This window comes from Telluria sp. ZT3P25 (assembly GCF_059685895.1).
In genome coordinates, this window is the sequence record NZ_JCASIJ010000004.1 from 24,146 (window position 1) to 47,264 (window position 23,119).

The following is a 23,119-nucleotide window of genomic DNA, read 5'->3' on the forward strand; positions in this document are numbered from 1 at the left end:
TGGTTATGGATGGCGGGCGTGTCGAAACCGGCCGGCGGTGGCCGATGACCATGCGTTGCCTTAACGTACGATTTTCCCGAATTCTGTAGAAGCACCTAGTAGGTTCGTGTATAGGCCAGGATTCGTTCTCTGCTGCTCGCAAACGGCTTCGGTCCTGCAGGATTATCCAGTCTGAGCGTAGCGAGCAGGTAAATGCTGACCGTGCAGTCGTCCACTTCAATAAGGATGATGGGTTGTATCACGAACGGGTCAGCTCGATCGATCATGTTAGGGTCCTGACCGTAGTTCACAGCGCGCTCCGGGAAGATAGTATCAAGGTCGACGCTAGCTTCGAGACTGCTGCCGTCGCGCGTCTTCCATCGAGCTGTGATCGGTCCTGCGAACGGCACATAAGACCCTGAAGTACCGCTGGGATAGCGATTCTCGTCCTGAGGGCGCTTTTCGGGCATGATTCCTGCGGACGTCAGGTCGTGTCGCGATTGTGCATAGTCGATGCATACGTCATAGATTCCGCCGTAGCAAAAGATAGCAAGACTATGCGACGAAAACTTCAAAATTCCTTGGTTGTTCATAGGAGAGCGTCAAATTAAATTATAAAGAAAACTTAAAAACATGATAGGCAACTTTTAAATTGGGTTTCTAGTCAGCGTAAACGTGCGCGTCGTCTTGCTTAGTCAAGCAGCGGCTTGATTTTTAGGTACTGGTAAAGGGTTTCCCGACTAATGCCATATTCTCTTGCAAGAGCAGCTTTCGGCTCGCCGGCACTGATCCGACGATGCAGTTCGATAACCTGATTATTCATCAAGGCTTTTTTTCGGCCTTGGTAAGCTCCGCGTTGTTTAGCCAATGCGATGCCTTCTCGCTGTCGTTCACTGATCAAGGCCCGTTCAAATTCTGCGAATGCACCCATAACCGAGAGTAATAAGTTAGCCATAGGAGAATCTTCTCCGGTGAAGCTTAGGCATTCTTTAACGAACTCAATTCGTATTCCACGCTCGTTCAAGGTTTTTACCAAACGACGCAGATCATCTAAATTACGCGCTAGGCGATCCATGCTGTGAATGACAACTGTGTCTCCCTCGCGGGCGAACGAAAGCAACGCATCTAGTTGTGGGCGTTTCGTGTCTTTTCCCGAAACCTTATCGGTAAAAAGTCTGTCCACTTGTACCTGATCAAGCTGACGCTCTGGATTTTGGTCAAAACTGCTAACCCTTACATAACCGATTCTCTGACCACGCAAAAATTTGCCTCTCAACAAGTTGTATCAGGAAAGACTCTATGACCCTCGATGTCATATGTCAAGAAATACGTTTTACCACCCTATTCTGACGGTTCATATGCTGGCCCCCTGACATCAGGTTAGGGTATAGCCTAACCTGACAAAATAGCCTTGAGAATAAATTGTCTCTTATGCAACATACCAATTTCGCGGAGGCGAAATTTAGGTTTCATTTCGGGAAACGGTAATTTCACTATGGAAATCACTCATCAAGTCCACGGCCGACTGCTTGATAGTATGTTTCTCCGCGTCTAAATCTTTCTGCGATCAATTCTTCGAGCTTTTGAACTTGTGGTTGAAAATGATCCCATCGCGCCTTTTCTGAATTCATATCGCCCATCGATAAAGATTCTGTCATATTTATTATATGCGCAAGCTCATTTCGTGCACTTTCCCAGAATAAGAACGCTGGGCTAATTGGTTGTACTACTGTAAGCGGCAAGTTGTATTCTTTTGCGAGGAAAATAAGTAAGGCAAGGCCAAGTCCTCGCCGCCTATAGCCAGCAGTGATCTCAATATCGAAAAGATAAATCCGGTCTTTTAGCGGCGAAATGGTATATACAGTGCTTCCGACAACGTTACCGTCGATATCTTTGATAGCTGCTGTTATATCGGCGTTAGGAGCGGCGAATTTTTTACCGCCATATTCCTTTTTTAAGTCGCTTAAAGTAACTTCTGGGAATATACGCTGAGAAACTTTTCGTCTTATGCGCAGAAAAGTAATAAATTTTTTCACGGCAGCTCCAAAGGTTATCTAACTTTTATCTTAAGCGATTATCGCTCAAGACTCTAGACGGTGATACCGCAACTTCTGGATTGTCTCGCATATCTGAATAGGAGGGCCGTGCGGCGATTTCGATTTTTTCTATGCCTAGGGTCATTCTTTTTTTGATCGTGGCGTGGAGGTGCCTTAAAATGGCTGCATTTAGCCATGTCTAACTGGGATCAGTTTCTTGCTTACTTCAGCATCTCAGAATATTTGTTCAGGTCGGTATAGCCGGGGTGTCTAGCTTGCTAGTCGATGGCGTTTTGCAAAGAGAATGGGAATTTTTATGAGTATTCAGAAAGAACGTTTCCAGTGGTTTGGTCGCTCCTACTTGGATTGGGGACTTTGGGAAGACAAGCCTCCGACACACAAGCACTTGTCCGACAATCTACGCGCATTGTTGACTATAGGGGCGTACTTCATTGTATTGCGCTACTTATGGGAAACCGATCCTGTTCGCATTCCTAGGTACGTCTTCCAATTGACTGTAGTAGTGTGGGGGCTTTGGGTAGGCTGGTTCGCAGTGTTGACAATCACTCAAACTGTTCATCTTTACATAGGATTCATAAGAATTTTAATATTTCATTTTGGAGAACCTTTTATAAGTTTTACGACAGATGGGGAAGTTACCCCTAAGACACGTACACTTTTGACAGTCGTCTTTACTTTCTTGTGGTGCATCGGTATGGTTCTTTGGACAGGAGTACTGTACTTAGGTGACGCTTTCCTTAATGGTCATTTATCTAAGTGAAAAGACACAGTCTATATAGCCCTGATACTACTTAAATCAAGCGAAAAATCGCTCAATTGACTAATTTTGCTGATTCCCTTCATCGTCGTTACTTGGAAGGACAAATAGGGTATTGGTTCCTGGCAGAATCAGTGAACGGCCATCTTCGGAAGTCTGAAGCTCACGCCCGTTTGTAGACCATTTTTGGACCATCACGCCATTTTCTTCCTTGTCCACGCATACCACATCGCATTTCCAGCCATCAGCGGCATTTACTAGATTCCAGCGTGTTACTTTCCCGGTCTTTCCGTAGTTAGAGAACAAAATTTTCCTATCAATGTCTGGCTTGGTTAGACGCTTCATGCACGCCTTGCAAGCCTTCGATAAACTTGCGAAGTAATTCTTCGGCAACGGTGTTTTCCGGTATACCTCGGTACTCGGCGTTTGCTTTTGTCTGGCCGCGGATGATGCCACCAAACACAATAGCGATGTCGTCAACTGAAAGCTCTAGTTTTTGGGCGGTGTCCAGAATGGCAATTGCATATTGCTGCATTTGGTTCTCGCGCTTGATGAGATTGTGGTCGTCTTCTGTCATTGGAATGCCATTTTGCGTTTGGAGTTCGTAAAAGTTATATACGTTATATTGTTAAGGCACATTTTTAGCCCTGGCATAACACTTGTAAGTGCATGATTATAAAGATTAAAAAATTTAAAAACGTGTGTGAAAACCCGAACACGCGATGTGTGAAACCCCGAAGTTTTGTGTGTGATACCCCGAGCTTATGTGTGTGATACCCCGAGCAGTGTGTGTGAAACCCCGAATCCTGCTTCCGTGTGTGAAACCCCGACGGATGTTTCATAAAAGTAATTATATGCACCAGTCCTAGCGTTGTAGGTGTCTTCAAATCAGTTTTTGTTTCTGCGATTCAATACCAAATAGACTTCCGACTGCATTCGTGTGTGTGAAACCCCGAGCTTTCGAGGCTGAGTGTGTGTGTGAAACCCCGACTGTTTCCGTTGTCATATTGGAATACCTTTTCGGAAATACTGCGATGTTGCTTCCCGTCTGTGGTGTGGCTTCGTGAGTAGAACAGGTCTTAAGATCGTTTCTTACCTACTGCCGCTCATCCAGTTGTCTCCTTCGGCTTGCGCTTCCCTGTAGGCTTGGGCTAAGCGGAATGCGTGACGCGCACCAGCTGGAACAGCTGACGCGGCCATCATCAGCCAGTGGGTCCGAGCGTCTTCAGTTATCGAATTCCACCAAGTCATTCCGATGCTGGATTCTTCTTCGGCCACAGGGAACACTCCGCCCCCGCAGGTTGCTCGTCCTCAAACAATGTGAGATTCCACCCTCCGCCCAGGGCGGGATCGCGTGGTGTGACTTCATAAGTTCTAGGCATCATTAAAAAATCTCGTTCGGGCTTGGTGTGTGTGATACCCCGAAGTTAGTCATACAGGTCGGATTGCGTCCTTTTTCGTGGGCTGGCGGCTTTCCTCACATCACCCTTTTTTGCGTAGGCTAATGCAAGCTTCTTAGCGTCTTTTTGATAGAACTTTACCAAGTTTTCGGTCTTCTCCGATTTATGCTTCGCCATTCGATAGTCAGGAATGCTGTCATCGTTGATGATAGCCCCTAGCATTCGTCTGAATTCTCGAATGTTAGCTTTGCTACCTGTCTTTTCCAGCAGCCGTTCTTCCGAGATAACCCAATCAGCTTGTTCACCTACGTGCTTACGTGCTAGCTCGTAGAGGCGTTTTTCCAAAGGTTTTCGCAGGGAAAAGTACTGCGGCGTAATCGTTAAAATGTTCTTTTGCTCTAAGGCGCGATACAGCCACTCCGACAACGAAATCTCAATCGAAGTCATCCGTTTTTTTCCTTTGGCATCCGTTTCGATGATGTAGTCAGCTCGTTCGATTAGACCAAAGCTACTACGTCGGTCGATGTTGCCCATTTCTATGTTTGTTTTTATCCTTGTTCCAGACAGGCGGTCGATCGTGCTCTCTACGCTCGCGTAAGACTTGCCAGCTGTGTCACGCCCGGTGGAAATGAGAAAATCGTGTAACGTGAAACGGATACGTCTACCTGGCATTTTTGTGCCTAGACGTTGCGCTTCGTTCATTGCCGACATGAGCTGCGAAGTGAGATAAATCAACAGGTCCTTGTCATGGATGGTGGCTCGACCGATGGATGATGGGGTAACTTCAAGCCACTTCTTTTTGTCAGCACTTATCCACTTCCATGTGTCCATATCTGGCTTCGTTGACAACGAAAATAACGGAGCCTCCATGGTGGCCATATCGTCTTTTAAGTTGTAGTCGAGTAGGTTTGCCACGAAAAGGTCTAGCTGCTGCATGCCTGCGTTTTGCAGGGCCTCGCCCTGTTGATCTTGCAGAGCTGCTGCGTGTGCCTTCTTTGCCATTGCTTTGACGCGTCGTACTAACGGTGGCAATGTGCTCGCATCATCATCATCATCATCAACATCGCTAAACTCTGGAGTCGTTGTGACAATGTCGTCTTCTTTTTCTTCGCTTGGGCTTGTAGCTAATTCTTGCGGCTGTGCATTTTTCGGTGACATATACTTTACCTCTGGCTGGTATAATGCGCCTCGTTAAGTCGGGGCTATTCCACTTCGGCTTACGTTGACTTGTGCCCGGTCCCGCTTTATGTGGGGTCGGGTTTTTTTATTGTTTTGTAGAACTTTTTTGATCTGACGACAACGTTGCGGCCATCGCAATCTCAGACCGAAATTTTTCGACTAAGGCACTCGGTGCGATCAACGTAACCTGTTCCCAGCCTGGAGGCAGTAGAACGCCAGCATTGGCGGTTGCACGTTGTGCTTCGTGGTAGTCAGTAGCTTTTTGCCAAAACGTGTTGACGGTGTTGTTGATTGCTTGGCGAGTGCATCCGTGGCGGGCTGCGACTACGGCGAGTGTCTCGCCGTCAACCAAAGCAGATTTCGCCGCTTCACAACGATCCTTACTGACATTTTTCAACAGTGGTAGTACCGCATCAAAATCGGCTTGCGTCATTCGCCGTTTTTCTCTTGCCATGATGATCCTCGAAAGTTTTTAAGGCTGGCCACGCAATGGTGGCCAGCTGACCCATTACGGCTTGGCCAAGCCTAAAACATTCAGCGTGTCGAACTTCGTCACCGACGAATCGCCGCCCTGGATGAAGGCCAGCATTGCAAATGCTCCTGCACCGTCTTGGCTGAACGTACCCTGCCTCAAACCCTGGATAAGGCCTAAAGCGATGTTCTTGCTGTCTCTTCCTGCGATATAGAACGACTCAAGCCACTCTTGTACGTCCGACTTCTCTTGCTCCGACAGGGACGCGAGAAATTCCTTTGGTGCCAAACCCTTAGTCAAAATCAACTCATATCCATCAGTCAGGATCGACGCGGGGAAAGCAGGACCTGGGCCGGTAGTAGCGCGATGCTCATCTGCGCCTGATTCTTGTTCCTGTGTGGCTGTAAGAGCCGCTGTAGGCGCTGTATCAGTCCGAGTTGACGCGTGCTCGGTGTAGTGATCCGGGAACGGCCACGGTTCGCTGTCGGGTTGAGCATTGACGATTTTCGCCTCCGCGAAATTAGGCGAGGTCACAGCGCCTGGTTGCTTAGCCGACTGATCTTTAGCCGTAGCGTTTTTGCCTTGCTTTTGTGACTTGTCTTTTTTCGACGGCTTAACAATCTCTTTGTGTTTTGCAGCCACCTCACGTGCGTCTTGCTTGCCGCGAGTTTCCTTCAACTCGTCAACCATTTGAGCGGCTGCGACAGGATCAAGGTTTTCAACTGTCTTGACCATGCCGATAACTTCCAGATCGGAACTGATGCTCTCTGCGATCACACGTGTGGCCTGCTCGTCCAAAGTGGTCAAAGCCAGCCATTTCGACACCCAAGCACGCGACTTGTTGTTCTTCGCCATGACCGCCTCAACGCTACCGCCTGCTTCTTCAAGGTCGGCTTGCAGCCTTTTGGCGATTTCGATCTGAGTTAGATTCTTCCGTTGGATGTTCTCCTGCATCTGAAATACGACGGCTTCCTCTTCCGTCATTTCCCGAATCAAAGCGGGAATGGTGGTCTTACCTGTACGCTCCGAACTCCGATAGCGTCGCTCTCCCGCGACAAGAGCGTATTCTTTCGGACCATCTGGTGTTGGGCGTACGAGGATTGACTGAAACACGCCATGCTTGGAAACACTTGCATCCATCTCGGCATTGCTATTCAGCTCGTCTTCAAACTGAACGCGGATTTGAGGCCCGACGTAGATTTGATCGAGCCGGAGGTCGGCCAGATCGCCTTCGCCGCTGTTCATCATGTTGCCCATGCCGGCACCTAATGCACTGCTCAAGGCATTAAAAGCGCTGCCAGTGGGTTTGGACGCCACGGAAGACGACAGTGATTTTTTTCTCATTTTGTTACTCCCAAGTTCACCAAAATTTCGTTGCAGACTGATTTCCATTCGCGCGCGGCGGCGTGATGACCGGCCCCCTTCGTTGCCATCCAGACTGGGCGGCGACGCATGGTAGCTTTCTTGACGGCCGCACTTTCTTTCAGCATGAGCGGCATAATCGCGGTACCAAACTGAACACGCAAAGCGGCCAGCCCTTGCAGTTCTTCTTTACTTTTGGTGTTGATCTTGTTGGGCAAGATGCCCATCATGCGCAGCCTTGGATTAAATCCCTTTTTCTTGACGGCCTGAATGAACTTCCACAGATCGGCTAGCGCGGCCATTTCAAACAGACCCAAGGATGTCGGGCACAGTACCGCGTCAGCCGCCGCCAGTGCTGCATTGAGAGGCATGCAAATGCGCCCTGGAGTGTCGATGATACAAACGTCGAAGTCGTTCGCGAACTGGCGGAGGCTTTTCGCAGGGCGCTTAATGAACTCTTCGCCAGCGGTGTCGAGTTCGAACATGGACGGGTCGGCCCGAATAATGGCAACACGATCGGTTAGGTATTCGAGCGGCGTACTACGTGTTTCCTCGGCAAATAGCTCCGACGCCACCATAGCGGGGGCTGCATCTTCCTGACGTGGCAGGACAAGTTCCAAGCTACCTTGCGCATCCATCGAGACCAACAACACGCGGAGGTTGTGGAAGTCAGCGGCGGCACTGCCAAGATGGAAAACGACGGTAGTTTTACCGACACTTTTCTGATTTACGACGGCTAAGGTTTTCATGGGGAGCCTTATAAATTCTTTTTACGTTGACGGTACAAATATTGTTGTCAAGTAGACGATACTAAAACTGACAAGTTTTGTAAACATCTTATTGTTGTCACCAGCTTTACAAGCCCGGATTGCTCCGGGTCTTGCGAGTATCAGAACGGCACGTCTGAATCGGGGATGTTAGCGGGTGCAACAGGCTTAGCGCGGCCTTTTCCTGCGCGGCCCTTGCTCGATGGTACCTCCGGTGCTGCGGCAACCGGTGCTGGCTGCGCCTCATCTTGATCCTGGCTGCTGTTACCGTTGCCAAGCATTTGCATGTTTTCAGCAATGATGTCGGTAGCGTACTTTTCTACACCGTCTTTGTCAGTGTATTTGCGGGTTTGCAAACGGCCTTCGACGTAGATTGAGGAACCTTTTTTCACGTACTCCCCCACGATTTCGGCCAGGCGACCGAAAAACGAGATCCGATGCCACTCGGTTGTTTCTTTTTGTTCGCCGGTGCTGCGGTCCTTCGATTTATACGAGGTAGCGACAGCGATATTTGCAATCGCGTCACCGCTTGGCATGTGGCGCAGTTCAGGATCGCGCCCGAGGTTTCCAACGATAATTACTTTATTAACTGAGGCCATTTCAAACTCCTTTAATGATGAGGTTTTGTTGGCCCCGGACCGGCCGGGGCAGCTAGCTTTTAGTGACAGCTGGAAAGGAACGAGTCGAATTGATAGAACAGAACAACTACCGTCAGCATCACGACGATCAATGTCGTTACCACCCCCAGAACAAAACTACTCCACTTGACTTCTGACATAAAACCTCCGTTGCTTACGTTGACATAACTACTTGTTTTTAATGGCAATTCGTTTCGATCACCATGTAAGTATTATAGTCTATGACAACGCTTTTGACAAGCGTTTAAGGTTGTCAAATAGGAGAAAAGCAAAAATATTTAACGGCCCGTTGCCCCGTACTTATGAACTCGCATAAAAAACAAGCAAGCCTGGTCCTGCAAAGCCGGTTTTTAAACGTGTGAGAGATCGGAACGGGGGCGCCCCCGGCGGTCCTGGCGAAGGCCAGGATGCCGCCAAAGGACGGCACCCCCTGTCACGTGGGAGGTTTAGGGGCGTTTTGACCGGGCCGACCCCGGTCAGCCCCGCCCGACCACCCAGGAACCTGTGGATTACTACTGACGGGTTTCGTATCTGTACCGATGGTGCTCTTTAAGTTGCAGGCTGTTCCTCATCATTTGTCTTTCTGTTCGTGCCTACAATGCATGCTTGGTTAGTCTCTCAAATACCAAACAATAGGCATGCCAACGCTGGTGGTACCGTCCATGCCTTTGCCGGGATACGGAGTTGGCCGCGAGCGGCCAAGGCCTACCGGCCCGGCTCCTACCGGCAAACCCGCGCAAGCGCGGGCTGCGGGCTACATGGACGTCTATTGCTTTATCTCTGTGTTGAGGTTTTGGGTTTTGCAGGTAAGGGTGGGCATGGGGCACTGATTCTCTCGTTGTCTGTAACGACTCGGGGTTAGGCAAGTGGGTGGCCTGTAGGGGTGGCCGCTTGTCGGCCAGTCGCGCAGCGACCAAGCAGCTATGCTGCGCGCTCCGGAATGGACATCCCCGGTTTTTCGCGCAGCGAAAAATGCCCCATGAACTTGTCTTACGCGTTTTCGGATTTTGTTTTTCAAAAATCACGATTTTTAGACAAGTGTTACAAACGCTCGTGAATAAAGTAGAATTGCAGCACTTCAACCGAACTCTAGTAGTGCAAATGGGCTTTAATAAAAATGAACTGGCAACCATTGCCAAGACTAGCCCTGACGGCTTTTCCGTTGAAATTCATTGTGCAGACGACAATTTTTGGTATGCGTTTGTACTACTCTTAAGTACTTCTGAGAAACACGATGTGCTTACAGCTCGCGGCGATTTAAAGTCTTGGCGCAACCTCGATGACGCCGTCTTATTCTTCGAGAAAACCACACCCGCATGTAGGGCGTTCGTGGTACGGATCGGATCTTGGGTCTTGTCGCGCACAAATTGAGTGCAAACATCATCATTGCGATCCGGGCCGGAATGTTTCAGAAGTCGACAAGTAGAGAGCACTCAGCCTCAACACATGACCTATCCCATCTACCCGAGTGCTTATTCGGAGATTTTTCGGGCTGAATCAGATGACTGTTGATAGTGCGCCTTGGTGATCTCAATAGCATCATCCAGAGAAATTTCACCAGCGATATACCGATCGAGTAGAGCCCTAAAATGCGGATCGGGATGCATACCTTCCAAAGCACCGTTTGCGAGAGCTTGCTTTACCTGCTTTTCGCGGTCTTCTTTGGTTTTAATGTTGTTCATTTGGATACCTTTTGAGGAAATAAAAATTGAAAATTAAAACTAGTTCTTAGGACTAAAGAATCTGGTATTTCTAAACGGCAAACGAACGGCTCCATAATTTCGCGGAGGCGAAAATGGTATGGTTTATTTTTCGTCCTCGGCGGGTTCTAGTAGCAACGGAAGGACAATCGTAATCTTTGTGCCTTGCCCTGGGGTTGATGTGAAGTCAAAGGTTCCCTTGTATGGGTAGATTCGCTCCTTCATACCAATCAGCCCGATACCTTCATTTTCACTAGAAATCGTGCTGCCGATCCCGTTGTCAAGGATGGTCAGACGGACATTTTCTTGTGTGTCAGACACTTTTAGTGTGACGTAGGCCTGAGTAGCTCCTGCGTGTTTCACTACATTGGATAGTGATTCCTGGATAAGCCGGAAGATGGTTATCGACAAGCTACTTTCGAGCACTGAGCAATCGCCGTTCTCCTGGAACTGAAAGTTGCAGCTTGGATGACTGTCGTTGTACACATTGATCATTTCTTCAATAGCACCCCGTAAGCCAAGCATGTCTAACACTTCCGGGCGTAGGCGACGTACGATGATCCTGGCATTTTCGTATAGCTCAAGCGTCAAATCCATGATTGATTTGGCACGGTTACCAATTTCATCGCTTCGTTGGCGGGACGGCTCCTGCTCTGCTAAGTGAACGATACGTTCCGAGTTCAGTTTGGCTGCGATCAATGTCGCGTTGAGTTGGTCGTGAATTTCTACTGAAATGCTTTTGCGCTCGTCTTCAACGGCGGTGTTCACTTTTTGAATTAGCTTTCTTTTCTCATCGTTCGCCTTTAATGCCTCATTGCGCGATTGCTCTAACTCGATCGTCCGCTCGTGTACTTTGCGTTCAAGGCTCTGCTTGGATTCGTTCAAACTGATTGCCATATCATTGATGGACGATTGCAGTCGGCCGATCTCCCCCTCGCTCGTCACAGGAATATCGATATCGTATTTTCCAGATTGGATGCGGTTCACGGCGCGCGTGATCGATTTCAGAGGTCTTTTCAGCGTGTTTGACAGTAACGTAGCAACGGCAATGCTTGCCAGTAGTGCCGCTAACGCCATCGTCAGCTGCGCGTACAAGCGGCGTCGTTGCACGTTCAGTACTCCGACCGCGGACATGGCTACTTCTGCTTCACCAATTACAGTTGGGGTAATTTTAGAAGCGGCAAAATCGACTGGCGGTGTCAGATGAGGCTGGCCTGTTTCTCCAAATTCATCGACAGTCAGTACTTGGCGGTACACCGATGCCTTCGCAATTGGCATCGTTCCGTCTATCGGTGCGTCTGATGAGATGCGGAAAATTTGACGCTGACGGGTGTCGAAGACGCGGATGCTCTTGATGCTTTTATCTGATTTAAGGAAGCCTTTTGAGATGCGTTCCAGCTCGTCAACGTTGCCAGTGACCAGCGAGTATTCGCTGCTTTCGGCAATGGCGGTCGCAATCACGTTCCCGCGCTCAATGACTTCGGTACGAACTTCATCCAGTCGGGAGAAATAGGTGAAAGACACGATTGTGCAAAACAGTGTTGCCATTGGCACTACAGTGATCCACACGAGTCTAGTTGCAATACTCCAATGGTTCCAACTTTTGATCTTCATAACGCTTTCCCTCCTGGCTTTCTGGAGAAGCGCGAGACTTGATCTGACAGGACAATGTTTAGTGATCGTGCGACATCAACATTGATGGCGACATCGAAGTATTTTGGAAACTGAAGCTCAGGCAAATGGCCCGAGGTTTCATAGCTTGTGAGCATTTCATCTATTTGGGCGATGGAGTCCTGAATGGTCGTGTAGGTGGTGGCCAGTGCGCCAACCTTTACTACGGCTGCGGAGAAGCCGATTAGTGTCTGGTCCCGCCTGTAGGTAGATACAAGTACCGTCCTGATTGTTTCAGCGTTGTACACAGCACTATCGGGCATTGCGAGGATTGCTTGGACGTCAGCTAATCGGGTTAGAACCCGCGTGATGTCTTCGCCTGGTGCCAAGCGCTCATACGTCACCTCGGCCTGGCGCGGTGTCACGCTGCGCCTTAGGATACCTTCGATCTGCTCGTTGTCGCTGCTGAGAATGACGCCGACCTTGATCGGCTTGCCATAGATAAGGCCAATTAGTTGGAATTGTTGAACAGGCGACGGGTCAGCAAATATTGCTGTGGTAGTACCTGGTCGTACGGGGGCTTTGTCAACTATTGCGTGATAGGCCTTCTGCGAAGTAAAAGTGGAGATTACAGGTCCTGACAACCCGCTTCCGGTTAAGTATCGCAGCGCGTCGGGACCGACAGCGACATATATCGGTAATTTTCCACCAGAGCGTTTTTTGTTGACTTGATTGCCTATGCTCGCGCCTGGAAACTTTCGGCGCATTTCTTCCAGGATCAGCAATGTTGCCGGGGAGCGATCACCGACGATAATTTGCAAGTCGTAGCGTTGGAAGTTGATGGCCTGCGCAACTGTCGAAAGACCTGCTAACAGAGGAACGAGAGCGACAAGAATCCTTCGCCGGGAGGGTACACGCATGTTTTTTCTTATTGGAGTCGTAGCTGCTGCAACTCGAAGAGTGCAGCAGCGGTGTAGTCAAACTCGACCGTTTTTCCCGGTACGTGTAGCGCGACCTATCAAAGAGCTACCTTTATGTTAACGCGATATTGCATGCTTGAACCGATCCGGTTTGTGACAGATTTGTCTACGTCGTAAAAAGACGTCACTTCCGCTTCATTCAGGTGAGTAATTGTGAACGATGGTGTGACAGTACTGCCGCCGACGCGCCACTGTTTCGACAGGGTTAAGTCCTGTTTGCCATACGGGCTGTTACCGTAACCGGACCCTTGATTTTGGTAAGCGGCCAATGAGACACGTAAGTCGCTCGGTAACAGGTGCGATACGGCTATCAAACCAGTATTGCGTGCGTACTGAGTCAGTTCAATTGGCGTGGTGGCATCTGCATCGAGGTAGGTGTAGCCTGCATGGACGTTCCATTTCGGAGACGGGGCATAGTCAAGTTGGACCTCCGCGCCCCGAAGGCGAAGCGCGTTCGAGTTGGTCGGCTTGAACCTGGCCAGCGTGAGTCGTTCCGAAATTAAGCTCGTCAATCGGTCATCGAAAAGCTTGGCATCGACCATGAGTCCACGATCTGGAAAATTGCCTGTGTAGCCAATCTCCTTAGAGGTGTTTTTTTCAGCATCCAAGTTACCCGGCGCCTGCGCCGTCTGGGCAAAATTCGCTTCGGTTACACCAAGAAGTGCTGGGTTTAGACCGGTTGTGCGGTATGACCAATCGGCCCGTTGCTCGATGATCCCTGGCATGCGGTTCGCACGTGAAAGCACGAAGCGGACGGTGTGGTTTGAGTCCAAGTGCTTATTGATGGCGGCTCGCGGAGAGAAAGACGTACCAGTCAGATTATCCTTTTCGAAAAATCCGCCTGCGTTGACGACAACGGACGGCAGCGGACGGTATTCGGCGTTGGTGAAGACACGCCAGGTGGTGTTCGTAACCTTCCCTCCAAGGTATGTCGCGCTCTCCGCAGTGTCTCGCCGGCCCCCGATACCGGCAACCAAGCGCAGATTGTCGGATAGCACACTGGTTGTTTGGACTTCTATGTCTGCTCTGTTCTCGACATAATTTTGATCGGTGATACCGCACGCTGGAACAAGTGCTTTGGCTCCAAGCGCGCGCGCTGCGCGCAGCGCAGCCAAGGCAAGAGCATTATCTCGTGCGGTGCCGCCGGAAGGCGTTCTCCCAGCAATGATGGCGAGAACATAGTCAGGATTTGCACGCCACAGGGGAGCCAGCTCAGGCAGGTAGCCAAGGGTCGGAAGGCACTCTACCCAGCTTTGCTTATTTGTATGTCGCGATGCGTATGCGGTCACTTGCAGCTCGTGGGCAGCCGACAGATTTTTACGCCAGGTCACGCCAACGTCCCGTTCCTGCAACCCGACGTCAGGATAAGACCGCGTATATTCGTCGATCAGCGGATTTTCCTGCTGACCATTCAGGGCAGACAATCGAAATTCAAGGTTCTCGTCTTTGCCAAGCTCAGTAGACGAACGGAAGCTGAGCAAATTGCGTTCTTGGTCATCGTGGTGCATATCCACTCCGGCCAACGTAAAACCATATCCTCTGACCTGTTCAAACCCAGATGACTCACGACGATCAAAAGTAACCCAGTAATTTGTCGACGGGCCTATTGTCCCGCCATGACGGACGGTTGCAGTGCGGGAATTACGTGTGCCGACAGATCCACTCAATGTCGTTCCGGCCGATTCGTTAGGGTGTTTGGTGATGATGTTAATGATCGCCAGCATTGAATTAGGCCCGTATGACGCGCTGTTCGGCCCTCGTGTCACTTCAATGCGCTCGATATCGTCAATGGCAACCGGAAGCATAGTCCAATCGACCTGGGCGAATGCTGAGCGGTAGACGGACATTCCGTCGATTAGAACATTCATCCGTCGCGGTGCAACCGCGTTACTACCATGATAGTTAATCGTGTACTCACCACCAGAAGTTCGTGTCACTGCCATACCAGGCACTAACCTAAGCGCTTCCGGGATTGAGTTGATCCCGTAACTCGCCAGCATATCAGCGGTGATGACCGTTACGCTCCCTGGTACTTCTGAGATCGGCTGCTTTAGCCGGGTTGGAGTAAGTACGACGTTATTTGTATCGATGATGTCAAAATCAGAGCTTTGGCCATGAGCCTGGAGCGCGGTCATTGAAATGACGCTGGTCATTAAGTAGCGAGGAAATTTTTTCATGTGTAATGCGTTAAAAGAGGCGAGGATAGGTGAGCGCCAAGAAGTGAACGGCGTTCAACGTAAAGTGAGTAAGAATAGATGCTTCGATGCGCTGGCTGCGTAGGTATGCATAGCCGTAGCCGAAGCCAGCAAGAGTCGCAAAACCGACCAGCATTGGACCGCCTTTGACATGCGCTACGCCAAACAGGACAGCCGCGATTGCCATCGCAGCGTATTGCCCGTATTTCCGATTGCGTAGGCCGACCGTGAGCTGGTGTTGCATAAATCCCCGGAAGAACGCTTCTTCGGTGACGCATGTGAACAGCAGGTTGCACAGCAAATAAATCGGAGTATAGGCTACGATTTTTGGATCAAAACTGACGTAACTCAAAGCAACACCAAGCAGTAGAACAATCACTGGCGTGCCAACTATTATCGGGTATTGCTTCCATACGCCCATCCAGTCTTCACGGTTACGCGCAGGAGTGCAGAAAAACGCAAACAGGATGATGCCAGCAGCGGTTGTATCGAAATTCAGGTGATGAGTGAACGGCGGCGCGCCCTGGCTAATTAACATATCGCTGACGATGGCCGGGTTCGCAAACCCTGGGAACTTGTGCATCGAGAGCGCCAGAGTCATCCAGCCAGTAAGCAGTAGCAGGGCCACACGCACGAATCTGTTTTTAGCATGCTTCGTCAAGTAGGCTAACGCGACGAATAAAGACAAGCTTGCGATGCCAAACAACGATACCAAATTGTTGAGTGCCCCTGCAGCACAGGCCGAAATGAAAAACACTGCCCAAGCAGGTACGGTCGTGCGCCCAGTGATGCGAACAGGGGGAAGCCATAGGGCGACAATGGACATTGCTAGAAGGCCGTATGTGAGGCTTATCGGAGCCGTCATGGTCATCATCTGTGTGCTCCAATCCTGACAGCGAAGGCAACCCGCATTTTCGCCCCCGCGAAAATCATGGCTCGATGTACCCGTACTTGACCGCCAGCAGGGTCAAATCGGCTCCCCTGTTGGTTCCCAACTTTTCTTTCAGAGAATGTGTCACATTGCTAATCGTTTTTTGAGATAGCCCGAGCTGATCTGCCATTTCCTGATTCGTGCGGCCTTTAGCTGTCAGGAGAAATATCTCGAATTCCCTTGTATCGAGCAACGCGGCCGGAGACTGGTCGCCTTTTACCGACAGGCTCGCCAATCGCTTGGCTATCCGCGCCATGAAGTAGCTTTCTCCGCTGTTTGCATCGGTGACAGCCTGGGCGAGATCGGATGCACTGATGTCCTTGGTTAGGAAACCCCGTCCGCCGATGCTGTATGTCTGCTTGATTAGCGCATCCTGATCGAACTGACTCAAAAACAGGATGTTCGCACCAGGGTGGCGCGCCAGAATCGCTTTCGCCGCATCAAGTCCAGTTAACTTCTCTCCGAAGCGTAAGTCCATCATCACAACGTCCGGTCGCAATGCCTCGTAGCTTTCAATGGCTTCGGATGGAGAGGTTACTTGCCCGACGACGTCGATCGCCATGCTCGCTAGTGATAGGGCAAATCCCTGCATCACGATGGGATGGTCATCCGCAAGCAACACCCGGATGGGTGTCATGGTCTTGTCACTCATACATTTCCTAGTTATTTCAAATTCCGTTTTTTGACCGGCTGATGTACCTATGCCGGCTCACGTTTTGCCATGTCTGGCATTTTATTTTCTTCTTGCCTTACGAAGCTAACTATTTCGCATCAATCTCCAGTGTCCTAAGCGACAGGCTCTCGGGACACATCCCTAGCTAGCCCAGGATGTTATAAAAAAACATTCGTTTTCAGAAGAAAACGTTTCCAAAAATACATATGGAATGTGCGGTTGAACTGAACTAATATTGCGGCGCACGGAAGAGTATTTTACGTGGACTTCCCGCAATTTTTTCCTAAATTGGAAATTTTGACGGTGCTTCGTCAGAGCAGCAGTGGAGTAGAGGCAACACAAAGCGTGCAAGAACGACACAAAAACAAGTTTTGAAAAACAAAATCGCATTTTGTTTTGTTTTTATGTAAAATGATTTCAAACGTTAAATTCGTTCCTGAGAGAGGCGAACCATGAAAAGTGCCAAATTTATTGCAGCTGCGGTTCTTGGAATAGCTCCACTGGTAGCGCACGCCGACACTTGGGCGTGCGAGGTGGTGCTTTGCTTGTCGAACCCAGCAGGTGCCACTGCAGTTTCCCAATGTGTGCCGCCAATCAAAAAACTCTTCAAAAACTTGGCCAAGGGGCGTGCTTTCCCGACGTGCAACATGAACTCTGGTGCATCACAGGGAAATTCAGCACGAAACGTGATGTTGAGCGGGCGTACATGCCCGGCCCAATTTCGTTACTACGTGGGGAAAAAAGCGTTTTGCCAATATCAAGGAGTAATCGACGTCAAGGTGTCTAACCAGCCATACACACGCGTGTACTGGTCCGAGGGCAGTACGTTCACCGAGGGTGGTAGCAATCAACCGGTGCGGCTTTCTGGTGCAGATGGATCACCAGCTAACGACCAGCTAATGAACTAGGTGACGCAATGGCCGACTACATCGCACTCGATAACGAATGTCTGCGTCATGCGCGAACGCCAATCGCTCAGGCGATTACGTCGGTCGAATCAGCGTTTAATCCCTACGCAATCGGCGTGGTTGGCGGCGCATTAGTGCGTCAGCCCCGTAATAAAGCCGAAGCAGTAGCAACGGTTGTCGCGTTGCACGCGGCAGGTTGGAATTATGACCTAGGTTGCCGCCAGATCAACAAGGCGAACCTGCCCAAATACGCCCTTGACCTGGAGTCTGTCTTCGATCCAAGCAGAAACGCCGCGGTCGGGTCAGCTATCTATGACGATTGTCACAAAAGGGCAGCGGCCCGTTTTACCAGCGGTCCAGCTGTTACTCGCGCAGCGCTCTCTTGCTACAACAGCGGAAATTTCTCGACTGGCCAACGCAGGATCGGCGGCAAGCCAAGCTATGCCGACAAGGTTATTGCCGCTTTACCCACTAGTTTAATACCCCAGCCCGGTCTAGCTATTCGTGTCATTTCTAAGGCCGTCAGGCCAAACACTTCGCGCTTGCCACAGGCGGCAGTTATTAACGAAACCGATTTTCGCGAAGGAGAAAATCAAGCAGCACCTCAGCAGCAAGCTCATGTCAAGAAACCGACATGGGATGTTTTTAACGAGTTCTAACCCCTTCAAAACAATCAACTTTTTAGGTTTAAAAATGAAAAAATTTCTGCCAGCACTGCTCGTCGGTTCATCGTATTTCCTGGCCAATTTCGCCTTGGCGGCAGGTCTTGCCTCCGGTACTGCAGAGGCAACCAACTTCAAGAACTGGATTTACGGATTTCTCGCCATCGTTTCGGTGATCTACCTGTTGTTCCAGATTCTGCAGGCATACGGCGGCAAGCAAACCTGGGTTGATGTCGGCCACGCGTGCGGCAAGGTCGCACTGATGGGTGGTACTCCAGCCCTCGTTACCTTCTTGTGGGGCATTTGGGGAACGAGCGCGTAATGGCCGACAAGGATCAATATTCCTCCTACAACGGCCTGTCACGGGTCGCCATGATCCGTGGCGTCCCTCTGCTGGCCGGGGTCGTGATCCTCTTAATCTGCCTGGTCGTTGGATTTGCCGGTGCCTTGATGTTTGGTATCGGCGGCATCCTCTTCGCTGGAATTGGCATTCCTATCTTCTTCTATATCAAGAAAATCAGCGAAACCGACGACCAAGCGTTGCGGATTACCTTCCTCGAACTGTGGTGTCGCCTGACGCGGCGTGGCAGTCGGCACTACGGCAATACCTACACCCTGTCACCTATGCAATACGGTCGGAGAAACCATGTCTACAAACGTTACTTCAAACTCCCTGACGGAAAGTGAACTGCGCAGCTTGCCAGCCATTGAGTCGCAGCTTCCAAGGTTGCGTAGACACATTACACCGCGTGTTGTGAACTACGAGGATGGCAGGGCAATGCTCGTAATCAAACTGGCTGGGATGCCGTTCGAGTCAATGGACGACGCAATTATCGTCAATCGCTTCAATGCGCGTAATCGCCTTATCGCTGGGCTTGCAAAAGACAAAGGACGGCGCCTGTCTATCTGGACGACGCTAAACCGCAAGCGGGTCACGTTCGCAAGCCAGTTCGCGTTCAAGTCGTCGTTCATGCGTCAGTTTTCAGAAAAGTACTTGCGTCGATTTAACACCGGCAAGTATCTGGCGAATGACTTCTACATTACCGTAATCCTCAAGCACGACGACATCAAGGAAGGTGCCGCCGAGCTGGAGGACGTTGGTAACCAGCTGGTCAAAGCCCTGAGCTCCTATGACCCCGAATACCTCGAAACGTATGTGGAAAACGACGTGATGTTTTCCAAAACCTACGAGTTCTTGGGCTTCCTGGTCAACGGGTTTTGGGAAAAACAGGCGGTGCTTGGTTGTCCTGCAGCCGAATCGATACCCAGCTCGTGGCTACATTTTGGATATGAAACCCTTGAGATCCGTGGCGAAGGCGTCACGCGCTTTGCGACGAACTACGATCTTAAAGATTATCCAGATGAAACGTCTTGGGGAAAGTTTGATCCTATCCTCGCGTTGCCGGCAGAATTTACGTTGACACAAAGCTTTCTGTGTATGGGCATCTATGACCAGCAACAGACGATTAAGAAGCAAATCAACAACCTCGAAGCCGTAGGTGATGCTGCAAACCATCAAACTGCAGAGCTTCAACAGGCAATGGGTTACATCGCGTCAGGAGAGCTTGCCTTCGGTGAGTATCACGCGGCATTAACCGTTTTCGGTGATTCGGTGCGTGAAGCAAACGACTTAGGGACCCTGGTAGTCGGCACGTTCCTGGGCGAGTGCGGTACGCGCTTTGTTCGTGCGAACCAGTCAGCCAAATTCACGTTTCAAAGCCACGTCCCCGGCTCGAAGGTAAAACCACGTCCGATGATGAAAGCCAGCCGAAATCTGGCTGCTTCGTTCGGCATGCACAACTACTCAACTGGTAAAGCAGAAGGCAATCCGGTCGGGGATGGCTCGGCTCTGGTTCCGTTGCAGACAGCCGCTTCATCGCTATACAGCTTCAACTTTCATCACTCAAAAAAAGATGAAGACAATCAGGGTGAGAAGATTGCTGGTAGCTGCCTGATTCTCGGTGCAACAGGTGCAGGCAAAACGACCCTCCAAACAGTAACGATCGGGTTTCTAGAGCGCTTTGACGCCAAGATATTCGCTTTGGACAAAGACGAAGGCTTGAAGATTTTCATCGCCGCGCTAGGCGGCGTGTATTACTCGCTCAAAGCAGGAGAGCGAACCGGCTTGGCCCCGTTTCAGTTGCCGGACACGCCCAAGACGCGTCAGTTCCTGTACGGGCTCGTCAAAACCTGCGGCAAGAATGTTGACGGCTCCATCACTGCGGAAGAAGGGAACGAAATCAAAGCAGCGGTTGATGCTGTTCTCGATTTGCCGCACGAATACCGTCGCTTTAGTCGTCTGCTTGAAAACATTACCGACGTTGGCGGCAATTGCCTGGCGCAGCGCCTGGCGAAGTGGTGCGAAAGCCGTGACGGTGAATATTCTTGGGCGCTTGATAACGTCGGAAACAACATCGGCGTCGTTACAGAAATGCGCGTCGGCTTCGATGTCTCCGACTTTCTCGTCGACAACTATCAGCCGACCGAACCCATATTGGCCTACCTGTTTCATCTGAAATCACTCATGCAGGAAAAGGGCGGCTTACTCACGACGGTCGTTTCCGAATTTCATATTCCGGCTAAGTATCCGAGTACTTACAAGATGATGTTTGATGTGCTCAAGACAGGCCGGAAACGCGACGAACACTTAGTACTCGATTCGCAATCGCCCGAAGACGCTATCGATTCACCAATCTTCGCAGCCATCCGCGACCAGACGCCGACAAAAATATTTTTGCCGAATCCATCAGCAGAATTCGCTAGTTACCAGCGCTGCGGACTGACGCTTAAAGAGTTTGAGGCGCTGCGCGAACTAGCGCTTGACTCACGCATGTTCCTCATTAAACAGGGCAACCAGAGCTGCTTCGCCAAGCTCGATCTTTATGGCATGGACGACGAAATTTCAGTCCTGTCGGGAAATACAGAAAACGTAGCCATCTTCAACGAGATTGTTGCCGAAGTAGGCGCGGACCCGGATGTGTGGATGCCTATCTTCCAATCGCGCCGCAAAGGCAAACGACCAAAAATCACCAGCGATATCGAGTAGCGGTTCGCTTTCCTAATTTTCGCCTCCGCGAAAAATCTCTTGGAGCAATTATGAAAACTACTATCAAGACCATTACTGCCGCCGTCGCATTTTTTGTCGGCTCCAGCGTACAAGCGCAAATTCCCGTGTCGATCACAGCTTCTGTTCCTGACACGCTCAATCAGGTCGCCATCATGAAACAGTGGGCTAGCCAGTATCAACAAATGACTGGCCAGATTAGCCAGATGAAGTCGCAGTATGACTCAATGACTGGCTCACGTGGACTAGGTCAGATCAACAACAATCCCGCGCTGCGCACTTACCTGCCGGAGCAATGGGCTGGAATCTACGACAAGGTAAAGCGTGGAAATTTGTCAGGTATCAGCACTGTTGCAAGCGGCATCTACAGCTCGGAAGGATTCAATCCTAATGCTGTGGGAGGGCGTCGGCGTCAGGCAGAAATTCTTGTAGCGAACAAGGCCATGGCTATGCGGTCCTATGACCAAACTCAAGCACGCTTAAACAACATCAACGCGCTGATGGTGCAAGCAGACGCCACGCAAGATATGAAAGCTGCTTCGGACCTACAAAACCGCATTGCGGCTGAGAACGCAATGATCCAAAACGAGCAAATCAGGCTGAACCTCGCAGCGCAGTTGCAATTGGCCGAAGCAAAGTTAGCGGACGCACAACGTGCTCGTGAATTCGATGAGAAGTTTGCCAAATGATGAAAAACATTCGCATCGTCATCATTGTGATGTTGCTCATTTCGGTCGTTGGCTATATGGCGACGGATCGCGAAGAAAAGGACGTGGCACATCAACGTGACAAGACCTTTGACGCCAAATTCGCAAAGTAAGCAAAGGTCGAAACCATGGCAGCCATAACACCGTTTCACGACATTTACACGTTCTTTGATGCGCAAGTTATCGCGGTCTTGCAGAACGGCACCACGAACATGATTGCGCTGATTTCGCCACTGTTTGCTGCAGGCTTTGGCGTCTACGTGATGCTTATTGCGTTCTCGTACATGCGTGGCGATAACGATGAATACATCTTAGATTTCCTGAACAGAATGATTGGTTGGTGCGTCGTGATTTCGCTGGGCTTAAATGCGACGATGTACACGGAACACGTTGTCCCATTCATCAATGGTCTTGGCGAAGATTTAGCCGGAACGGTTGGCACAAAGTTTGAGTCTGCATCAGCACTCGATGGCATGGTGAACAATTTCTTAGACGCTTTTCTCGCCCTGTATGCCGAAGCAGATGGGATCAAGCAGACCTTATTTGCGGTTCTGGCGATAACTGGAGTGTCCGTCTTTGCCGGAGCCTTCATGGTTGTTGCCATCGCATACATCATCCTGGCCAAGCTTGCCATGGGCATTCTGATAGCAATCGGCCCGCTATTTATTGCATCGGCATTGTTTCCTGCAACCCGTGAATTGTTTAAGTCGTGGACCGGCCAACTCTTGAATTATGCATTCTTACTGATGCTGTTCTCGTTTGCTGCGCAAATCGAAATTGCAATGGTTAGCTCTTATGTGCCGAAGGATCTGTCTTTCTCTTCGATCATTAAAGTAAACCTTATCAGCGCCGTGATGGTCTTCGTTTCGTTGAATCTGCCTAGTCTTGCGTCCGCACTGGCCGGTGGGGTTGGCATATCAAGCATGGTTAGAAAACTGCCTTCGCTCCCTTCATTCGGAGGGGGTGGAAAAGGCGGTATTGAAAAGCCACCTGCTGGCGGTGGCGACATGAAGGGCCAACCAGAGAACTCAGGCGGGTCGATGGCCTCAGAACAAAGAAAGTGAGAACGAACATGAA

At 50.2% G+C, this 23,119-nt stretch carries 25 protein-coding genes; 9 read left to right on the top strand and 16 right to left on the bottom strand.

Annotation, left to right across the window (positions count from 1 at the left end; translation table 11 throughout):
* Positions 1-95: 95 nt before the first annotated feature.
* The 10 genes from AC56LY_RS23770 to ssb all read right to left on the bottom strand — a co-directional run bounded on the left by AC56LY_RS23770 (position 96) and on the right by ssb (position 8,572).
* Positions 96-572, bottom strand: coding sequence for a hypothetical protein (locus AC56LY_RS23770; protein WP_499583584.1), 477 nt, complete (start codon positions 570-572; stop codon positions 96-98).
* Between the two features lie 98 nt (positions 573-670).
* Positions 671-1,240 carry a recombinase family protein gene (locus AC56LY_RS23775; protein ID WP_499583621.1) on the bottom strand — a complete coding sequence of 190 codons (570 nt, stop codon included), beginning with the start codon at positions 1,238-1,240 and terminating at the stop codon, positions 671-673.
* A 241-nt stretch (positions 1,241-1,481) separates the two neighbouring features.
* Entirely contained in the window at positions 1,482-2,015 is a 534-nt protein-coding gene (locus tag AC56LY_RS23780; RefSeq protein WP_499583585.1) for a GNAT family N-acetyltransferase, read from the bottom strand.
* 841 nt (positions 2,016-2,856) lie between these two features.
* Positions 2,857-3,138 (bottom strand): hypothetical protein, encoded by a 282-nt coding sequence (locus AC56LY_RS23785; protein ID WP_499583586.1) that lies wholly within the window; start codon positions 3,136-3,138, stop codon positions 2,857-2,859.
* Positions 3,110-3,370, bottom strand: a complete 261-nt coding sequence (locus tag AC56LY_RS23790; RefSeq protein ID WP_499583587.1) for a hypothetical protein — start codon at positions 3,368-3,370, stop codon at positions 3,110-3,112. The genes AC56LY_RS23785 and AC56LY_RS23790 overlap by 29 nt, the downstream gene beginning before the upstream one ends.
* An 850-nt stretch (positions 3,371-4,220) precedes the next feature.
* On the bottom strand, positions 4,221-5,351 hold the full coding sequence (locus AC56LY_RS23795) for a replication initiator protein A (RefSeq protein ID WP_499583588.1): 1,131 nt from the start codon (positions 5,349-5,351) through the stop codon (positions 4,221-4,223).
* A 106-nt stretch (positions 5,352-5,457) separates the two neighbouring features.
* The gene (locus tag AC56LY_RS23800) at positions 5,458-5,826 is read right to left on the bottom strand and encodes a TrfB-related DNA-binding protein (RefSeq protein ID WP_499583589.1); all 369 of its coding nucleotides are present in this window, start codon (positions 5,824-5,826) and stop codon (positions 5,458-5,460) included.
* A 54-nt stretch (positions 5,827-5,880) separates the two neighbouring features.
* Complete coding sequence (locus AC56LY_RS23805) at positions 5,881-7,236, bottom strand: ParB/RepB/Spo0J family partition protein (RefSeq protein ID WP_499583590.1); 1,356 nt, start codon at positions 7,234-7,236, stop codon at positions 5,881-5,883.
* The gene (locus tag AC56LY_RS23810) at positions 7,185-7,955 is read right to left on the bottom strand and encodes a ParA family protein (protein ID WP_499583591.1); all 771 of its coding nucleotides are present in this window, start codon (positions 7,953-7,955) and stop codon (positions 7,185-7,187) included. Before AC56LY_RS23810 ends, AC56LY_RS23805 begins: the two co-directional genes overlap by 52 nt.
* Before the next feature lie 140 nt (positions 7,956-8,095).
* Complete coding sequence (gene ssb, locus AC56LY_RS23815; RefSeq protein WP_499583592.1) at positions 8,096-8,572, bottom strand: single-stranded DNA-binding protein; 477 nt, start codon at positions 8,570-8,572, stop codon at positions 8,096-8,098.
* A gap of 1,011 nt (positions 8,573-9,583) precedes the next feature.
* Here ssb and AC56LY_RS23820 point away from each other — a divergent pair.
* Entirely contained in the window at positions 9,584-9,982 is a 399-nt protein-coding gene (locus tag AC56LY_RS23820; protein ID WP_499583593.1) for a hypothetical protein, read from the top strand.
* 101 nt (positions 9,983-10,083) lie between these two features.
* Here the strand turns inward: AC56LY_RS23820 and AC56LY_RS23825 are convergent, their stop codons facing one another.
* The 6 genes from AC56LY_RS23825 to AC56LY_RS23850 all read right to left on the bottom strand — a co-directional run bounded on the left by AC56LY_RS23825 (position 10,084) and on the right by AC56LY_RS23850 (position 16,680).
* Positions 10,084-10,293, bottom strand: a complete 210-nt coding sequence (locus tag AC56LY_RS23825; protein ID WP_499583594.1) for an antitoxin VbhA family protein — start codon at positions 10,291-10,293, stop codon at positions 10,084-10,086.
* Positions 10,294-10,416: 123 nt separating this feature from the next.
* Positions 10,417-11,925 carry an ATP-binding protein gene (locus AC56LY_RS23830; protein ID WP_499583595.1) on the bottom strand — a complete coding sequence of 503 codons (1,509 nt, stop codon included), beginning with the start codon at positions 11,923-11,925 and terminating at the stop codon, positions 10,417-10,419.
* Entirely contained in the window at positions 11,922-12,842 is a 921-nt protein-coding gene (locus tag AC56LY_RS23835; RefSeq protein ID WP_499583596.1) for a hypothetical protein, read from the bottom strand. The genes AC56LY_RS23830 and AC56LY_RS23835 overlap by 4 nt, the downstream gene beginning before the upstream one ends.
* A gap of 98 nt (positions 12,843-12,940) precedes the next feature.
* Positions 12,941-15,079, bottom strand: a complete 2,139-nt coding sequence (locus AC56LY_RS23840) for a TonB-dependent receptor plug domain-containing protein (RefSeq protein WP_499583597.1) — start codon at positions 15,077-15,079, stop codon at positions 12,941-12,943.
* 10 nt (positions 15,080-15,089) lie between these two features.
* Positions 15,090-15,971, bottom strand: a complete 882-nt coding sequence (locus tag AC56LY_RS23845; RefSeq protein WP_499583598.1) for a CPBP family intramembrane glutamic endopeptidase — start codon at positions 15,969-15,971, stop codon at positions 15,090-15,092.
* Positions 15,972-16,026: 55 nt separating this feature from the next.
* On the bottom strand, positions 16,027-16,680 hold the full coding sequence (locus AC56LY_RS23850; RefSeq protein WP_499583599.1) for a response regulator transcription factor: 654 nt from the start codon (positions 16,678-16,680) through the stop codon (positions 16,027-16,029).
* A gap of 473 nt (positions 16,681-17,153) precedes the next feature.
* Here AC56LY_RS23850 and AC56LY_RS23855 point away from each other — a divergent pair, with 473 nt between their 5' ends.
* The 8 genes from AC56LY_RS23855 to AC56LY_RS23890 are packed head-to-tail and all read left to right on the top strand — an operon-like array spanning position 17,154 to position 23,106.
* Positions 17,154-17,609: a hypothetical protein gene (locus AC56LY_RS23855; protein ID WP_499583600.1), complete on the top strand. Its 456-nt coding sequence runs from the start codon at positions 17,154-17,156 to the stop codon at positions 17,607-17,609.
* An 8-nt stretch (positions 17,610-17,617) separates the two neighbouring features.
* Entirely contained in the window at positions 17,618-18,268 is a 651-nt protein-coding gene (locus AC56LY_RS23860) for a lytic transglycosylase domain-containing protein (protein WP_499583601.1), read from the top strand.
* Positions 18,269-18,302: 34 nt separating this feature from the next.
* Positions 18,303-18,593: a hypothetical protein gene (locus AC56LY_RS23865; protein ID WP_499583602.1), complete on the top strand. Its 291-nt coding sequence runs from the start codon at positions 18,303-18,305 to the stop codon at positions 18,591-18,593.
* Complete coding sequence (locus AC56LY_RS23870) at positions 18,593-18,958, top strand: VirB3 family type IV secretion system protein (protein WP_499583603.1); 366 nt, start codon at positions 18,593-18,595, stop codon at positions 18,956-18,958. The genes AC56LY_RS23865 and AC56LY_RS23870 overlap by 1 nt, the downstream gene beginning before the upstream one ends.
* Positions 18,918-21,317, top strand: a complete 2,400-nt coding sequence (locus AC56LY_RS23875) for a VirB4 family type IV secretion/conjugal transfer ATPase (RefSeq protein WP_499583604.1) — start codon at positions 18,918-18,920, stop codon at positions 21,315-21,317. Before AC56LY_RS23870 ends, AC56LY_RS23875 begins: the two co-directional genes overlap by 41 nt.
* 50 nt (positions 21,318-21,367) lie before the next feature.
* Entirely contained in the window at positions 21,368-22,024 is a 657-nt protein-coding gene (gene virB5, locus AC56LY_RS23880) for a P-type DNA transfer protein VirB5 (RefSeq protein ID WP_499583605.1), read from the top strand.
* Entirely contained in the window at positions 22,021-22,155 is a 135-nt protein-coding gene (locus tag AC56LY_RS23885; protein WP_499583606.1) for a hypothetical protein, read from the top strand. Before virB5 ends, AC56LY_RS23885 begins: the two co-directional genes overlap by 4 nt.
* A gap of 15 nt (positions 22,156-22,170) precedes the next feature.
* Positions 22,171-23,106, top strand: a complete 936-nt coding sequence (locus AC56LY_RS23890; RefSeq protein WP_499583607.1) for a TrbL/VirB6 family protein — start codon at positions 22,171-22,173, stop codon at positions 23,104-23,106.
* Positions 23,107-23,119 lie beyond the last annotated feature (13 nt).